Source organism: Paraniabella aurantiaca (assembly GCF_050309965.1).
GTDB lineage: Bacteria > Bacteroidota > Bacteroidia > Chitinophagales > Chitinophagaceae > Niabella.
Map to the genome: position 1 here is coordinate 3,286,271 of NZ_JBLOSY010000001.1, position 14,492 is coordinate 3,300,762.

The window sequence follows — 14,492 nt, forward strand, 5'->3', positions numbered from 1 at the left end:
GGATGCTGTATTTTAGTCGTCTTAATTATTTGTTATTGGATACCCGGGTTGATATTAATGGACATTATATTAAAGTAAATCTGAAGGAATATTCGGTTCACCTGGTCTGCAATTACGAGTTGATGGAGGCCATGAAAGCCAGCTTTGGTAACGTAGAAAAGCTTTGTCAACAGGTGCTTGATTTGCATGAGCAGCATTTTGGGGTGCAACTAAAAGTACCGCTAAATTCCTTGATTATGGAAGTGCTCGGGCATGCGTATGCCTACAAAATGCTGTTGCAGTTAAGAAAGGTTGCCGATCTGAAGATCTTTAGGAAATTCTCTTTAAACGCCTGTCATATAGATTGTGGCGATAGTGCGCACGATAGTAATCGTTGGTTTTGGGATATGATAGGTTTTTTAAAACCGGCGCTATTTTTAGGGGTGCGGAGGCGTTAGAAAGTGGTTTCCTGTTGGGCCAGTTCCTGTAGCTCGGCTTCCGTGAAAATTCTGGAGCGTATCATAAAACGTAAACCCAGGGGTATTTCGAGTGAAAAGCTGCTGCCCCGACCTTTGGTTATATCTAATGTTAGCTGGGTGTGTTTCCAGTATTCGAACTGATCGGCAGCCATGTAAAATTTACAACCGGCTACTTCGCCCATACAAATATCAATATTGCCTATTTTGAAATCATCTGCAGCAAAACACATCGGCTGGCTGCCATCGCAGCAGCCACCGCTCTGATGAAAGATCAAAGGGCCGTGTTGTGCCCTCAGTTTTTCAACTATAGCTTCTGCTTCCGGAGTAATTAAAACCCTTGGAGTCATGAGTAATATTTTAAAGAAAAAATGGCCGTACCGCCCCGGGCAGCACGGCCTCCGAACCTCTAATTGTATTTTAAAAGAAACCTAACTTCTGTTTAGAGTAAGATATCAACATGTTCTTGGTTTGGCGATAGTGATTGAGCATCATTTTATGTGTTTCTCTGCCAAAGCCTGATTTTTTGTAACCTCCGAAAGGAGCATGAGCAGGATAAGCATGATAACAGTTTACCCAAACCCGCCCTGCCTGTATTGCACGTGGTACCTGGTATAATTCATGCGCATCCCTGGTCCAGACACCGGCGCCTAATCCGTACAACGTATCATTAGCAATGGCTATCGCTTCTTCTGTGGTTTTAAAAGTGGTAACGCAGGTAACCGGTCCAAAAATTTCTTCCTGGAAAATACGCATTTTATTATGACCCTTAAAGATGGTCGGCTGAATATAATACCCATGTTCCAGTCCGCTGTTTTGATGGAATGCTTCCCCGCCGGTTAAAGCAATGGCGCCTTCCTGTTTACCGATATCAAGGTAACTGAGAATTTTATTGTATTGATCTTCGGAAGCCTGGGCGCCCATCATGGTTGAGCCGTCCAGGGGATTTCCCAGTTTAATGGCTTTGGTTCTCTGTACCACGCGATTCATGAATTTCTCATAAATATTTTCATGAACGAGGATACGGCTGGGACAGGTACATACTTCGCCCTGGTTGAGCGCGAACATAACGGCTCCTTCGATCGCCTTGTCGAAAAACTCATCATCGGCGTCTGCTACCGATTCGAAGAAGATGTTAGGGCTTTTGCCCCCTAGTTCCATCGTAATAGGAATTAAGTTTTCAGATGCATACTGCATGATCAGCCGGCCTGTAGTGGTTTCACCGGTAAAGGCCACTTTTTGCACACGGGGTGATTGAGCTAAAGGTTTTCCGGCCTCTACGCCAAAGCCCGTAACAATATTAAGCACGCCCTTGGGTAATAAGTCGCCAATCAATTCCATCAAACACATGATACTGGTAGGGGTTTGCTCCGCAGGTTTCACCACCACGCAACAGCCAGCCGCCAATGCCGGGGCTATTTTCCAGGCGCCCATCAGTAAAGGAAAATTCCAGGGAATAATTTGTCCGACCACGCCAATAGGCTCATGCAGGTTGATGCTCACGGTAGTTTCGTCGTGTTCGCTGATCGTTCCCTCCTCACTTCGGATGACGCCCGCAAAATAGCGGAAGTGATCTACCACCAGCGGCAAATCGGCTGCGCGTGTTTCACGGATGGCCTTACCATTGTCTATGGTTTCTACGGTTGCCAGGTATTCAAGGTTATCCTCAATAGTCTGCGCGATTTTTAATAAAATATTACTCCGGGTACCGGCACCGGTTTTGCTCCAGGTTTTAAAAGCTTCCTGTGCTGCTTCAATTGCTTTGTTAATGTCTTCTGCATTGCCGCGCGCTGCCTGTGTAAACACTTTGCCATCAATAGGAGAGATATTGTCGAAATATTCACCACTGCTCGGTGCTACCCATTCGCCACCGATATAGTGTTCATAGCGATCTTTAAATTGGGGCCGGGAGGCCAGGTTGGATGCCGCAGGCGCTGCGGCGGTTGAAGTGCTCATATTTCAAGAATTTTTATCGTTAAACAATGCTCTAAGTTTCAATTATTATGATCAACTGAGGATAATAATCGTATTTATTTATAGCACAATCGTACCTACAGAATTTAGATTTTTTTTATGGTTTGAAAGCGATAAAATGTCTTAACTTAACACCAAGGATTGCTTTATGCCCAACGGTACATCATTAAATAAAATCGCTTTTACACAACAAAATAAGTTGCAAACACTTGTTGAGAACAGGCGTATCTATAATCTGAATGGCTGTGAACTCAATATTTTTGAGTCATATGAAACCGCTTACCAGGTGCCGCTTGCTTTTAACGACGTGGTGATCACCAGTATGATCGCCGGCAAAAAAGTAATGCATTTACCCAATAAACCTTCATTTGATTATTTACCCGGAGAAACCGTCATTGCCAATGCAAGAGAGAAAATGCTGATCGATTTCCCCGAAGCCTCGGAGCTGAATCCCAGCCAGTGCATTGCCCTGACATTGGATGGAAACTATGTTGCCGAAACCGTTCAGTACTTAAATCATCATTACAATAGCAGTACTGAGGCCAGCTCGTGGAAGCTTACATTTGACCATTATCATTTTCAAAATAATAATGAAATCGCATCATCATTGAATAAGCTGATACGTATTTGTTGCGGTGATGATTTAGCTAAAAATGTATATGCAGACCTGAACCTCAAAGAATTATTGATACGCCTGATGCAGAGTCAGAACCTAAAAATGGCTTCAGCTGAAAGCCTGTCTCATTCAAATAGCAGTCGGTTGAACTATGTGCTTAACTATATTCAACAACATTTGAGTTCAAGGATATCGGTGGACCTATTAAGCCGGAAAGCTTATCTCGGGAGAAACCATTTTTTTAAATGGTTTAAAGAACAATTAGGGATAACACCGTTAGAGTACATCAATCAGGAACGTATTCGTCTGGCGAAACAATTGCTGACTGACAAAAACAGCAGTATTGGCGAAGTGAGTTTACAATGTGGTTTTAACGATGTCAATTATTTTGTGCGCCTTTTTAAGAAAACCGAAGGCATTACACCTGGTGCCTACCAGTCTGTGCGGCTATAACCCATTTTGTTTTTTTCATTTTTATATACTTCGAACAATTAGTATATATTAGCCTGTACGTTTCATAAATAAACAAACAACTTTTAGATGAAGATCGCAATAATAAATGGCCCTAATTTAAACCTGTTGGGACAGAGGGAGCCTGGTATCTACGGTTCACAGGGATTTGATTCATTTTTAGAAATATTGAAAACCCGCTTTCCCAATATAATACTAGAATATTTTCAAAGCAATGTGGAAGGTGAGTTGGTAAACGCGCTTCAACAATTCGGGAATGAGGCCGATGGTATCGTATTAAATCCGGCCGCTTATACACACACTTCGGTTGCCATAGGCGATTGTGTAGCGGCGATTAAAGCACCGGTGGTGGAAGTACATATCAGTAATGTGCATGCGAGAGAGGAATTTAGAAAATTATCTCACGTGAGTGCCAAGGCAGCAGGTACTATTTGTGGCCTGGGCCTGGATGGGTACAGGCTGGCTATAGAGTATTTTATTAATAAGAGTTGACGGTATACGGTTGATAGCATACAGTAAAAACCAAGCGTTGAGTATCCCTGTTTGCAAAATCAGTTGAAAAAGTATGTATAGCAATTGTATTGAAAAAGTGGGTGCTTTCTAAGCGACTAAATAATTATAAAAAAACTAACGATGCAGCCTGATCATAAACCTGTTTCCATTTTTAACCTGACGGTTGTAGTAGCCGCATTAGGTTATTTTGTAGATATATACGACCTGTTGCTTTTCGGCATAATCCGTATCCCCAGCCTAAAAGAGATGGGATTAACGGCTGATCAGATCACTACCGATGGTGAGAGCATTCTTTCCTGGCAAATGTTTGGATTGATGCTGGGGGGTATCGTGTGGGGAATTATCGGTGATAAAAAAGGAAGATCGAGCGTGTTGTTTGGTTCGATATTATTGTATTCGTTGGGAAATATTGCCAATGGTTTTGTACAAACTGTAGAACAATATAAATGGATCCGGTTTGTGGCAGGTATTGGCCTGGCGGGGGAATTGGGTGCAGGCATAACATTAGTTGCAGAGTTATTGCCCAAAGAAAAACGTGGAATAGCCACTTCACTTGTTGCAGGTTTTGGTATAACAGGGGCAGTAGTCGCATTCTTTATAAAAGAAAATTTTCATTGGCGCACCTGTTATTTTATAGGGGGAGGTTTAGGTCTTGGTTTATTATTGCTCCGTGTTTCCGTATTGGAGTCCGGTATGTTCCAGAAAATGAAAACAAAGGATGTAAAGCGCGGAAGGATTTTTATGTTGTTAAATAGTCGCGAAAGGTTAACGCGCTATGTACAAAGTATTTTGATAGGTGTTCCTACCTGGCTGGTGATTGGTATTCTTATTACTTTCAGTAAAGAGTTTGCAAAAGAGTTTGGAATCATGGAAGAGATAGACCCGGGTAAGTCTATTATGTTCGCTTACGCGGGTTTAGCCGTTGGTGATGTAACTATAGGACTGGTGAGCCAGGGGCTGAAAAGCCGGAAAAAAGCGTTATATGTTTTTTATGCTATTACTGCTTTATTTATGGTGTTGTATTTTACGCTACAGTGGAATGGCAGCGCCTCTTTGATGTATTTCTTATGTGCTGCCTTAGGTTTCGGATCGGGATTCTGGGCCATTTTTGTGACGATAGGAGCAGAACAATTTGGCACCAATCTACGCGCAACGGCTGCTACCACTATCCCCAACATGGTAAGAGGAACGGTGCCGCTAATGCTAATGCTCTTCCAGTTTTTGAGAAGCTTGCCGGGTGTAGGTTATATAAATGGAGGAATTTACACCTGTGCAATTGTTTTTGCAATATGCACTATCGCAGTTCTTACCTCTAAAGAAACCTTTCATAAAGATCTGAATTATGAGGAAGCGTAAATTAGATGCTGGATAGGCGATGCCTGGCACACGATGCCAGCATCCAGAGGCCATTATCCAGTATCCAGCATCACGCAGCTATTCGTTACAAAAATCAACTATTTCTTTTTCGTTGATATCGTTCATGCATTTAAAATGGTTCAGCGGGCATTTGGCTAACCCATATTTGGAGCAGGGACGGCAGCTGAGGCTAACACCCGAAATAAGTACTTTGTCAATTTTATAAGGCTGAACACCCAGCAGTTCCGGAACGGTGCTACCCCAGATAGAGGCAATGGGTTTATTAAATGCTTCTGCTATATGTGTAAGCCCCGTATCAAAACCAATGATCGATTCGGCTTCTGATACCAGGAAAACTGATTCGTCGAGACTGGTTGCACCACAGGCATTATAGACGTTTTTACCAACAGCAGCTGCAACTACTGCTCCGTTTTCCTTTACATCATTTCCTCCCAGTAATACTACAGGGCGATTCAACTGCCTGCATATAGAGATGATCTTCTCATTCGGCATACGCTTGGTAAAATGGGCGGCCCCGATAATAAACCCTATATAGCCGTTGCGATGCGTAGCAGGCAAAAGGGTAGCAATGTCGTGATTAGTTTTTACAAAATAATCGATCGGCTTATTATCGTTGACAATACCTAAAGGAGCTGCAGCTTTCAAATACCGGTCTACCAGGTGTACTGGTGGAACTAACTGCTTTCTTAATTTAAGACTTAGCCATTTACGTATGGTTTGCTTATTATAGGTATAAGATTTGATCCCTGTTCTTAGCTTGATGATACGTGTTCTCAGATTGCTGTGCAGGTCGATAATACAGTCATATCTTTCAGCTTTGATTTCAGCAATAGTGTCGTTCAGCTTTTCTTTTAATAACAGTAGTTTGTCCAGATAAGGGTTGCCCTCATAAATATATTTGAACTGAGGCTTCGTTATGAAATGAACCTCAACTCCAGGTAGTTGCTGTTTCAGGCAGCGAACAACGGGAGTTGTATAAATAACATCGCCGAGCGAGCTAAAGCGGATGACCAATATTTTTAAGGAGGGTGACAAAGGATATAGAAATTAGTATGTTGATGTTAGATACTTGATGTTGGATACCGGATTATTGCATTTATTCATTCTTTATTTTATTAATGATAGCAGTGGTGGATAGCCCCTGCACAAAAGGCATGATCTTTACTTCGCCACCATTAGCTACTACTTCTTTAGCGCCTACAATGGTTTCAATATTGTAGTCTGCAGATTTCACCAGTACATCGGGTAATAACGCTTCGATCAGCTTAATAGGGGTGTTGTCATGAAATAAAACCACCAGGTCTACAAACTGTAATGCGGCTAAAAGAATGGCCCTGTCCCGTTCACCGATAACAGGGCGTGCGTCGCCTTTTAGTCTTTTTACCGAAGCATCGGCATTTAAGCCAATAATCAGTTTGTCGCCATTAGCTCTTGCATTGGTGAGCGACTTTACATGACCTGCGTGCAGGATGTCAAAAACGCCGTTTGTAAAAACAACTTTTTGTTTCTCGCCTTTCCACTTGTTACGTAAGGTTACAGCATCTTCCAGGGAAAGAATTTTGCTTTCAACAACGGCTTCAACCGGGTTATTCGTGCTCATTGATTAAAGATAGTATTTCATCAATAGTTACTGCTACGCTTCCTACTTTACTTACGGCAATAGCTGCAGCATAATTCGCCAGTTCACAGGCCGTAGCCAGGTCCAGGCCACATGCCACAAAATACCCCAATGAAGCAAACACAGTATCTCCAGCGCCGGTTACATCAAATACTTCCCTGGCTTTCACCGGGAAGTCGTGGTGCGATTTTTTTGATATCAGCGACAGGCCTTCTTCTGAGCGGGTTACTACCAGGTATTGTGATTTGGTTTTTGAAATAAGCTTACGTGCAGCTTTAATCAATTGCTCATTCGTTTCTATTTTTTCTGTAACCGTGGCCTCCGCCAGTTCTCTTTTGTTAGGTTTGATCAGCCAGGCACCTGTATATTTCTCATAATGCAGGCCTTTAGGGTCAACCATTACTTTTTTACCGTTAGCCTGGCATAGCTGCAATAGCTTTTGCGTGAAATTATAAGTGAGCAGGCCTTTATTATAGTCAGAAAGTAATATTATATCAGTATGCCTGAGTTTTGCCTCTATTTTATTTAGCAATCGTGTTTCAATGTGCTCCTGGATATCGGCAGTCGTTTCCCTGTCTACACGTAGCAATTGGTGATTGCCAGCCATGATACGCGTTTTTAATGTAGTGGGTCTCGATTTATCTGCAACAATACCCGATGCATCAATTTTCCCGTGTTTTAAAAGATTTAATACAGTTAAAGCAATGGGATCGTTACCCGTTACACCGCAGATGGACACTTTCGCATTGAGTTTGAAAAGGTTTTGGGCCACGTTAGCGGCCCCTCCTAATGTAACCGTTTCATTTTTCACATTCACTACGGGCACAGGCGCTTCCGGCGAGATACGACTGGCCGCCCCCCATATATAGCGATCTGCCATGATGTCTCCAATAACGAGGATATTGGGCTGACTTTTAGCTCCCCGGAGCGTGAATACTTCTTCTTTATTGATCATGTATTGAAAATAGATCGCTAAAATAGCGTTTTTGCTAAAAGCCTCAACTCATAAATAAAAGATAAAAATATTTTTGGGTTCAAAGGAAAAGTTAATTTTATACTTATAAATTCATATATGAGAATATTGATGGTGTGTTTTATTGCGATTAGCATCTTTTCCTGTAAGAAAGATCCGGTTAAACCTGATCCTGATCCTACACCAACAGGACCTGTTGCTACAACAGAGCAATTGATTGCAGATTCCATTTTTTTATTTTCCAAGGAGATGTATTACTGGCAAGATAAAATAGGGTCAGTAACTTATGATGCTTTCAATCCTAGGCAATATGTTACAACGGGCGACCCGTTGAAAACGGCTGAGTCGGTTATGGCAACCATCCGTACTTATAATACATACGATCAGCAAAAAAAGTACAGCTATGCTGAAGCCTATAGTGGGGGCGACATAAGTTCGGCTGCCACAGAAACCGGTTACGGATTTGACGTAAAAGACGCATGGAATAACAGATCGGTTACGCCGTCTTATCGTCCCGCCGATTTTTCAGGGTGGTATGTGAATTATGTTTACCCTAATTCTGACGCAGGGCAGAAAGGCGTGCTACGTGGTATGAAATTAGCAAAGGTAAATGGTACAACTTTGGGGTACACGCAGGCCTCCATAGATATCCTAAATAATATGTTTGCATACGAAACATTAAAATCTGTTGAGGCACAATTTGTAAAAGCTAACGGAGATACTTTAAAAATTACTATTAGCGATAATTCCCATACAATCAAATCAGTTTTATACTCAACAGTTTTATCAACTCCCGGCGGTAGAAAAGCGGGTTATTTGGTATACAAAAACTTTGACAAACTATCAGACAGCCAGTCTGAGCTGGATGGAGTATTTCAATCATTTAAAAATCAGTCGGTATCTTCTATTATTATGGACATGCGCTGTAATAATGGCGGCTATACTCAAACACAGGATTATTTAACCAATCATATTGCACCAAATTCGGCGAATGGTAGTGTTATGTATAAGTATTATTATAATACTAATTTGCAGGCGGGTAATTTTAATGTGTTAAAAACCAGATATCCTTCTGTATCGCAATTCTCACTTACGGGAAATCAGTACCTCACTGTTAATTTTAATACATCTACCTCACTGAATATACCCAAAGTTTATGTTATTGTGAGCAGTATGACTGCCTCATCAAGTGAATTATTTATTAACAGTTTGAAACCGGTATTAGGAAGTAACCTTGTTATTATCGGTGATAAAAATACACGCGGAAAACCTGTTGGTTTTTTCCCGATAGATTTATTTAAAAAAGTTACGTTTTGGACAGTGTCTTTTATGACACGCAACAGTTTAAATGATTCGGTTTCTTACAATGGCTTTACCCCTGATTATAAAGTATATGATGGCGTTGACAAAAACTGGGGAGATATTACTGAAGATTGCACTGCTGCCGCTATTACGTTGATAGATGGCGGAATGGTTGCTGCTAAATCCGAGTCGCAAACTACTGCTCGTTCTGTTCAAAGCTTGATGCCTATAGAGCGCTTACGCAAGCAAAATTTAAAGGATAATATGCTATTCCCAGGCAGAGGTAATTAACGTATATTTTTTTTCTGGGCTTCTTTTTTTTGCAACAGGAACCATTGCAGCAATTTTTAGCTTTCTCTGTTTTTTGATTAGCTAATACAACGGAATCATTCTGGGGCATTAATTTTTTTACTTCAGGGTTTACTATATTCGGACGAGTGGTTCTTCTATTTTCATTCTCTATAATAAAATCCCTGGCACTTTTAACGGAATCCTTACCCGTTTGTGCATGCATAACCAAACCCGCAGTCGAAAATAGTACAGCCAATAATAAATTTTTCATTTTTGTCCTTTTATACCAGATGCTTGAATTTTTCAAAAGGTTGGCTAATGTGTATCAACTGACACAGCCAGCCAGGCCATCATGCCCATGCCTGTTTCAATGGCGTTTTCATTGATATCGAAAGTAGGAGTGTGTACATTCCTGATGTTAGCAGGATCACTCATCACACCCAGGCGATAAAAGCAGCCTGGAATTTTTTGTGTGTAGTAGCCGAAATCTTCTGCACCCATTCTTATTTCAGTCTCCTCTACATAATGAGTTCCTAAAAAGTCAATGGCCTTTTGTTTTGCTTCCGTTGTTAAAGCCTCGTTATTAAATACATTAGGATAACCCACGTCGATATGCAGATCCAGCTCACCACCCATTGCAGCAACGAGGTTGTGTGAAATAGTTCTTATTATTTCGTGCGCTTCAAAACGCCATTCTTCATCCATAGCCCTAAAAGTGCCCATCAGCTTCACTTCACCCGGAATAACGTTAGTGGTTGTACCGGCGTTGAAAGCGGTTATTGATAATACTGAAGGGTTCAGCGGGTTTTTTCTGCGGCTGATTACCTGTTGCAAGGCAATTACCAAATGCGATGCAATGAGTATCGGGTCTACAGCAGATTGTGGGGCAGCGGCATGTCCGCCTTTTCCTTTAACCGTAAAGTATAGCTCATCTGCACTGGCCATTACTTTACCTGCTCTAAAGCTCACTTTACCTGTAGCCAGCCCCGGGTGCACATGTAATCCCAATATAGCATCGGGCCTGGGGTTTTCTAACACACCTTCTTTGATAAGCAGGCTGGCGCCTCCGGGGTTCTTTTCTTCTCCGGGTTGAAAAATGAGTTTAACTGTACCTTCCCACTCATCTTTGAGTTCACTTAAAATTTTAGCTGCTCCCAAAAGACAGGTAGTATGCACATCATGACCACAGGCATGCATTACCCCTTCATGCAGCGATTTGTAAGAAACATCATTAGCTTCCAGAATAGGAAGTGCATCCATATCAGCCCTTAGTGCAATTATTTTTTTATCGGGATTCTTGCCTTTGATCAATCCTATTACCCCGGTTTGTGCTTTGGTTTCAAAGGGAATGGCTAAAGCGGCTAACTGACTCTTTACGAATTCGGCAGTTTTAAATTCCTGGTAACTTAGTTCGGGATTCGCATGCAGGTGGCGTCTTACCTGTATAAATTCAGGCGCATACTGTTTTGCCAGCGATTGTATTTTTTCAACCATGTCACAAACGTACAGAAAAATTTAATGTTTGTTTAATATAGCTGTTGCCTGATCTCTTAAAATAAAAAATGACAATGGTTGAATATAAAAGCCCTAATCGTATTTATGCTTGAACAGGAGGATTCTTTTAAGTGCATCGTTTTCTATTTGCCGGTGCAACCTGTCGCTGCTGCTAATAGCTACCAGTTCCATTTTAAATTTCACAAAGTCTTTTCCGATTTGCTCTACCGATAGCTTTACTTCATTCTCCTTTTCCAGTTCGGGATGTGTTCTAAGCAAATCCTGCAGATCTGCTTCCAGTTCGTCTGAGTGATGAGCGATATTTAGGGGCAGCTCAAATTTGACATAGAAAAATTTAGACCGGTGAACCGACAGGTTGGTAATAGGTTGCGTATAAAAGAAATTATTGGGCACCATCACAATATCATCTTCCTCGTTTTTTAATACAATGTTGGACAAGGTAATATCTTCTATCCTGCCTTTTTCGTTTCCTATTCTGATCCTGTCGCCGATAGAGAGTTGTTCTGAAAACATAATGAGTAAACCACTGATCATGTTAGTGATATAATCCCGGAAGGTAACTGCTATCGCCATGGCCACAATAGTCATGCTGGTTAGAAATTCTACCGGATTAATACCGAGGCCCACCATAAAGGCCAGCAGGAAAAAGGCAACATTCAATATAGCGGTAAGCTGGCTGATCCCCAGTACAAAATTTCCTCTTACTGTTTTTTTAGCATGCCTTGTATTGTAAAATGAAATCAAAATAAACCGGATGACAGACACAACAGTGCTGGGTAGAAGAAAGGTCCAGGCACCATTGATCAGCTGGGTGATCCATTTGTGTTGCTGTAAGTAGGGGAGGTAAACATTAACCGCAAATAGTATTAGAGAGATAACGATTTTAATAATAAAATAAGGAGCAGGTCTTGCGGTCTTAGATTCTTGTTGGTTCATTGCAATATACTATCATTACAACTTCAGAGGTCGCAATTGGTTTTTGAGCAAATAAACTGTTGGTACGATCGCTGTACACATAACTTTTGCGTCAGCATGCGGGTTTTCAACTCCACAGCACAGTCTAATCCTGCGCGTCGGCTTCTTCTGGTTTTACTTCAACCGTATCATTCATAATAAAGATATTGCCCGGAAACATAGAAGACATCCTTTTCTGGTATGCTTCAGCTTCATTCCTGGAAGTAAAATTGCCGGCCTTTACTTTATAGTAAGGCGATTGATACCACATATAGGCTTTTAACTCGGGGAAGTTGGTCAGGATTTTGGTACGCGCCGCTAACGCTTCTCCACGGTTGTTGCTGCTAACAACCAATAACCGGTAACCTCTTGCTGTACGGCGTTTGGATGTATTACGGGTTGAAAGATCATTGGTTTCTGCCTGTTTTTTCAGCAGCACATCAATACGGGGATCTTTATAAACATTCACACCGCCCGTTGTTTGTCCAAACAAACCGGTTGCCCAAAAAAGAAGAGATACGAATAAAAGAGTTTTCATGACTAAATCTATTTATTTTTCTTAGATTAGTTTTTTAGATAAAACGTTGCCCGCAAAATTAGCATAACTTGTTTTAAGTTGGGCTATAAAGCTAAAACTCTTAGTTTATGAACGATAGTACCGAAATAGTAGGATACCTGGCTACCGTATTTCTGGTTATTTCTTTTTTACCTCGAAATGTGCGATATATACGGATAATTAACTTTTTTGCCTGTCTGGTATTTGTTGTGTATGGTGTATTGCTTGGGCTGAAATGGCCGATTATTATAAGCAATGGTTTGATAGCCCTTATTCAACTGTATCATTTGTTTTTTAACAAGAAAAACGAGCCGCAACATAAACTGTAAGTTGACAAGTTCCTATTTTTGTCGCCCAACAGCATGCAGCATCCATCAGTAGCAATAGTTATTTTAAATTGGAACGGTAAGAAATACCTCGAAGAATTTCTACCCCATCTACTCTTGTCTACTTATAACAATTACAGGATCATTGTAGCCGATAATAACTCAACAGATGATTCCCTGAGTTTTTTACAACAACACTACTCCTTCATAGAAATCATCCGGCTTCCTGAGAATTATGGATTCGCTAAAGGATATAACCTTGCACTTCAGCAGGTGGAAGCAGATTATTACCTGCTATTGAACTCTGATGTAAAAGTTACGCCTGGGTGGATAGAACCAATGGTGGACCTTTTGGAGCAGGACCAACAACGGGCGGCCTGTCAGCCTAAACTATTATCGTATCATCATCCGTCTTTTTTTGAATATGCAGGTGCAGCCGGTGGCTGGCTGGACCATTATGGCTACCCGTTTGCGATGGGGCGGATATTTGATGTTTCGGAAGAAGATCAGGGGCAATATGATACAAGTGTTCCTATATTTTGGGCTAGCGGGGCTGCGCTCTTCATCAGGGTGCAGGTTTTTCATGAGGCCGGGGGGTTTGATAATTACTTTTTTGCACACCAGGAGGAAATTGATCTCTGCTGGCGGATACAGTTATTAGGGTATAGTATTTACAGTTGCCCCTCGGCTGTTGTTTATCATGTAGGCGGCGGTACGTTGCCCAAAGGCAATTCTTTAAAGACTTATTTGAACTTTCGTAATAACAATATCATGATCTATAAAAATATGCATGGATTACGAAAGGGGTATGTTTTGTTCGCCCGGTTCTTTCTGGATGCTGTGTCTGCGTTTAAAAGTTTGCTAAAGGGGGATGGGGGCTACTTTGTAGCGGTATTCAGCGCACATCTTTCTTTTGCGAAATGGATCATTGCAGATCGAAAGAAAAGTGTGTTTCCTAAAAACAGAACGGCAGCGCTTAGCGGTTATCTTCGCCAATGCCTGATCTGGTCTCACTTTGCAAAAGGTAAGAACAAGTTTTCGGAGATAGTAAAAGACAATTACGGCAGCCGTTAAAAAATGAATTAAATGCTTGCTTATTTTAGGTTGTTTCCTTTATTTTTGCAGCACAACATTATTATTACATGGAACCACTTGATGTAGAAAAAATAAAAGAACAGGAATACCAGGAGAGTTTACAGAACTATGAAAAAAAGGACTTTGGCCAAAGCTGGGTTAGAGCTTCTGCATATATCTTTTACTTAAGTATTGCCTGCTTTTTTTTGATGACCTGGGGTGGTTGCTACAGGCTGTATACTAAGAAGTTTGAGAAGCCAAAAGTGCAAATCCAGGAGAGTACTTTGTATACTCCGAAATACAAATAATTTTTTTGAAAATTATTTTGTTATTTAAAACAAACCTCTTATTTTTGCATCCCGTTACGAAATACAGTAACACAAAAACAAAAGTTCTTTATAAGCGGAAGTAGCTCATTTGGTAGAGCACGACCTTGCCAAGGTCGGGGTGGCCGGTTCGAGCCCGGTCTTCCGCTCT

The 14,492-nt window shown here is 41.3% G+C and carries 16 protein-coding genes and 1 tRNA gene; 9 read left to right on the forward strand and 8 right to left on the reverse strand.

What is annotated here, in order from left to right; genetic code table 11:
• Positions 1-2 precede the first annotated feature (2 nt).
• The gene (locus tag ACLOAU_RS14285; protein ID WP_427862549.1) at positions 3-437 is read left to right on the forward strand and encodes a hypothetical protein; all 435 of its coding nucleotides are present in this window, start codon (positions 3-5) and stop codon (positions 435-437) included.
• On the opposite strand, the gene ACLOAU_RS14290 is transcribed toward ACLOAU_RS14285, so the two are convergent.
• Entirely contained in the window at positions 434-805 is a 372-nt protein-coding gene (locus tag ACLOAU_RS14290; RefSeq protein ID WP_427862550.1) for a DUF779 domain-containing protein, read from the reverse strand. The genes ACLOAU_RS14285 and ACLOAU_RS14290 overlap by 4 nt on opposite strands.
• A 70-nt stretch (positions 806-875) precedes the next feature.
• A complete protein-coding gene (locus ACLOAU_RS14295) occupies positions 876-2,411 on the reverse strand; it encodes an aldehyde dehydrogenase family protein (RefSeq protein ID WP_427862551.1) in 1,536 nt (511 codons plus the stop codon).
• Positions 2,412-2,577: 166 nt separating this feature from the next.
• Here ACLOAU_RS14295 and ACLOAU_RS14300 point away from each other — a divergent pair, with 166 nt between their 5' ends.
• The 3 genes from ACLOAU_RS14300 to ACLOAU_RS14310 all read left to right on the forward strand — a co-directional run bounded on the left by ACLOAU_RS14300 (position 2,578) and on the right by ACLOAU_RS14310 (position 5,385).
• Positions 2,578-3,498, forward strand: a complete 921-nt coding sequence (locus ACLOAU_RS14300; RefSeq protein ID WP_427862552.1) for an AraC family transcriptional regulator — start codon at positions 2,578-2,580, stop codon at positions 3,496-3,498.
• Positions 3,499-3,585: 87 nt separating this feature from the next.
• Positions 3,586-4,008, forward strand: a complete 423-nt coding sequence (gene aroQ / locus ACLOAU_RS14305) for a type II 3-dehydroquinate dehydratase (RefSeq protein WP_427862553.1) — start codon at positions 3,586-3,588, stop codon at positions 4,006-4,008.
• Between the two features lie 141 nt (positions 4,009-4,149).
• The gene (locus tag ACLOAU_RS14310; RefSeq protein ID WP_427862554.1) at positions 4,150-5,385 is read left to right on the forward strand and encodes an MFS transporter; all 1,236 of its coding nucleotides are present in this window, start codon (positions 4,150-4,152) and stop codon (positions 5,383-5,385) included.
• Between the two features lie 78 nt (positions 5,386-5,463).
• Here ACLOAU_RS14310 and ACLOAU_RS14315 read toward each other — a convergent pair whose 3' ends face one another.
• The 3 genes from ACLOAU_RS14315 to rfaE1 form a co-directional block, all read right to left on the reverse strand.
• Positions 5,464-6,441 (reverse strand): glycosyltransferase family 9 protein, encoded by a 978-nt coding sequence (locus ACLOAU_RS14315; protein ID WP_427862555.1) that lies wholly within the window; start codon positions 6,439-6,441, stop codon positions 5,464-5,466.
• Positions 6,442-6,502: 61 nt separating this feature from the next.
• Positions 6,503-7,006, reverse strand: a complete 504-nt coding sequence (gene rfaE2, locus ACLOAU_RS14320) for a D-glycero-beta-D-manno-heptose 1-phosphate adenylyltransferase (RefSeq protein WP_427862556.1) — start codon at positions 7,004-7,006, stop codon at positions 6,503-6,505.
• Complete coding sequence (gene rfaE1, locus ACLOAU_RS14325; protein ID WP_427862557.1) at positions 6,993-7,979, reverse strand: D-glycero-beta-D-manno-heptose-7-phosphate kinase; 987 nt, start codon at positions 7,977-7,979, stop codon at positions 6,993-6,995. The genes rfaE2 and rfaE1 overlap by 14 nt, the downstream gene beginning before the upstream one ends.
• 117 nt (positions 7,980-8,096) lie before the next feature.
• Here rfaE1 and ACLOAU_RS14330 point away from each other — a divergent pair, with 117 nt between their 5' ends.
• Positions 8,097-9,590, forward strand: a complete 1,494-nt coding sequence (locus ACLOAU_RS14330; RefSeq protein ID WP_427862558.1) for a S41 family peptidase — start codon at positions 8,097-8,099, stop codon at positions 9,588-9,590.
• 315 nt (positions 9,591-9,905) lie between these two features.
• On the opposite strand, the gene ACLOAU_RS14335 is transcribed toward ACLOAU_RS14330, so the two are convergent.
• The 3 genes from ACLOAU_RS14335 to ACLOAU_RS14345 form a co-directional block, all read right to left on the reverse strand.
• Positions 9,906-11,084, reverse strand: coding sequence for a M20 metallopeptidase family protein (locus ACLOAU_RS14335; protein ID WP_427862559.1), 1,179 nt, complete (start codon positions 11,082-11,084; stop codon positions 9,906-9,908).
• Between the two features lie 93 nt (positions 11,085-11,177).
• A complete protein-coding gene (locus ACLOAU_RS14340; RefSeq protein ID WP_427862560.1) occupies positions 11,178-12,041 on the reverse strand; it encodes a mechanosensitive ion channel family protein in 864 nt (287 codons plus the stop codon).
• A gap of 124 nt (positions 12,042-12,165) precedes the next feature.
• The gene (locus ACLOAU_RS14345) at positions 12,166-12,597 is read right to left on the reverse strand and encodes an SPOR domain-containing protein (RefSeq protein WP_427862561.1); all 432 of its coding nucleotides are present in this window, start codon (positions 12,595-12,597) and stop codon (positions 12,166-12,168) included.
• Between the two features lie 107 nt (positions 12,598-12,704).
• On the opposite strand from ACLOAU_RS14345, the gene ACLOAU_RS14350 reads away from it, so the two are divergent.
• From ACLOAU_RS14350 to ACLOAU_RS14365, 4 genes are all read left to right on the forward strand, one after another.
• Complete coding sequence (locus ACLOAU_RS14350; RefSeq protein ID WP_427862562.1) at positions 12,705-12,944, forward strand: uroporphyrinogen decarboxylase; 240 nt, start codon at positions 12,705-12,707, stop codon at positions 12,942-12,944.
• Between the two features lie 33 nt (positions 12,945-12,977).
• Positions 12,978-14,015: a glycosyltransferase family 2 protein gene (locus ACLOAU_RS14355; RefSeq protein ID WP_427862563.1), complete on the forward strand. Its 1,038-nt coding sequence runs from the start codon at positions 12,978-12,980 to the stop codon at positions 14,013-14,015.
• A gap of 68 nt (positions 14,016-14,083) precedes the next feature.
• Positions 14,084-14,323, forward strand: a complete 240-nt coding sequence (locus tag ACLOAU_RS14360; RefSeq protein ID WP_427862564.1) for a hypothetical protein — start codon at positions 14,084-14,086, stop codon at positions 14,321-14,323.
• A gap of 94 nt (positions 14,324-14,417) precedes the next feature.
• Positions 14,418-14,490: transfer RNA gene (locus ACLOAU_RS14365), tRNA-Gly, on the forward strand.
• Positions 14,491-14,492: the final 2 nt, after the last annotated feature.

Coding starts and splice junctions, on each gene's coding strand:
- ACLOAU_RS14355 (WP_427862563.1), top strand. CDS start 12,978: ATGCAGCATCCATCAGTAGCAATAGTTATTTTAAATTGGAACGGTAAG.
- ACLOAU_RS14295 (WP_427862551.1), bottom strand. CDS start 2,411: ATGAGCACTTCAACCGCCGCAGCGCCTGCGGCATCCAACCTGGCCTCC.
- rfaE2 (WP_427862556.1), bottom strand. CDS start 7,006: ATGAGCACGAATAACCCGGTTGAAGCCGTTGTTGAAAGCAAAATTCTT.
- ACLOAU_RS14360 (WP_427862564.1), top strand. CDS start 14,084: ATGGAACCACTTGATGTAGAAAAAATAAAAGAACAGGAATACCAGGAG.
- aroQ (WP_427862553.1), top strand. CDS start 3,586: ATGAAGATCGCAATAATAAATGGCCCTAATTTAAACCTGTTGGGACAG.
- ACLOAU_RS14290 (WP_427862550.1), bottom strand. CDS start 805: ATGACTCCAAGGGTTTTAATTACTCCGGAAGCAGAAGCTATAGTTGAA.
- ACLOAU_RS14340 (WP_427862560.1), bottom strand. CDS start 12,041: ATGAACCAACAAGAATCTAAGACCGCAAGACCTGCTCCTTATTTTATT.
- ACLOAU_RS14310 (WP_427862554.1), top strand. CDS start 4,150: ATGCAGCCTGATCATAAACCTGTTTCCATTTTTAACCTGACGGTTGTA.
- ACLOAU_RS14330 (WP_427862558.1), top strand. CDS start 8,097: ATGAGAATATTGATGGTGTGTTTTATTGCGATTAGCATCTTTTCCTGT.
- ACLOAU_RS14300 (WP_427862552.1), top strand. CDS start 2,578: ATGCCCAACGGTACATCATTAAATAAAATCGCTTTTACACAACAAAAT.
- ACLOAU_RS14345 (WP_427862561.1), bottom strand. CDS start 12,597: ATGAAAACTCTTTTATTCGTATCTCTTCTTTTTTGGGCAACCGGTTTG.
- ACLOAU_RS14335 (WP_427862559.1), bottom strand. CDS start 11,084: ATGGTTGAAAAAATACAATCGCTGGCAAAACAGTATGCGCCTGAATTT.
- ACLOAU_RS14350 (WP_427862562.1), top strand. CDS start 12,705: ATGAACGATAGTACCGAAATAGTAGGATACCTGGCTACCGTATTTCTG.
- ACLOAU_RS14285 (WP_427862549.1), top strand. CDS start 3: ATGCTGTATTTTAGTCGTCTTAATTATTTGTTATTGGATACCCGGGTT.
- rfaE1 (WP_427862557.1), bottom strand. CDS start 7,979: ATGATCAATAAAGAAGAAGTATTCACGCTCCGGGGAGCTAAAAGTCAG.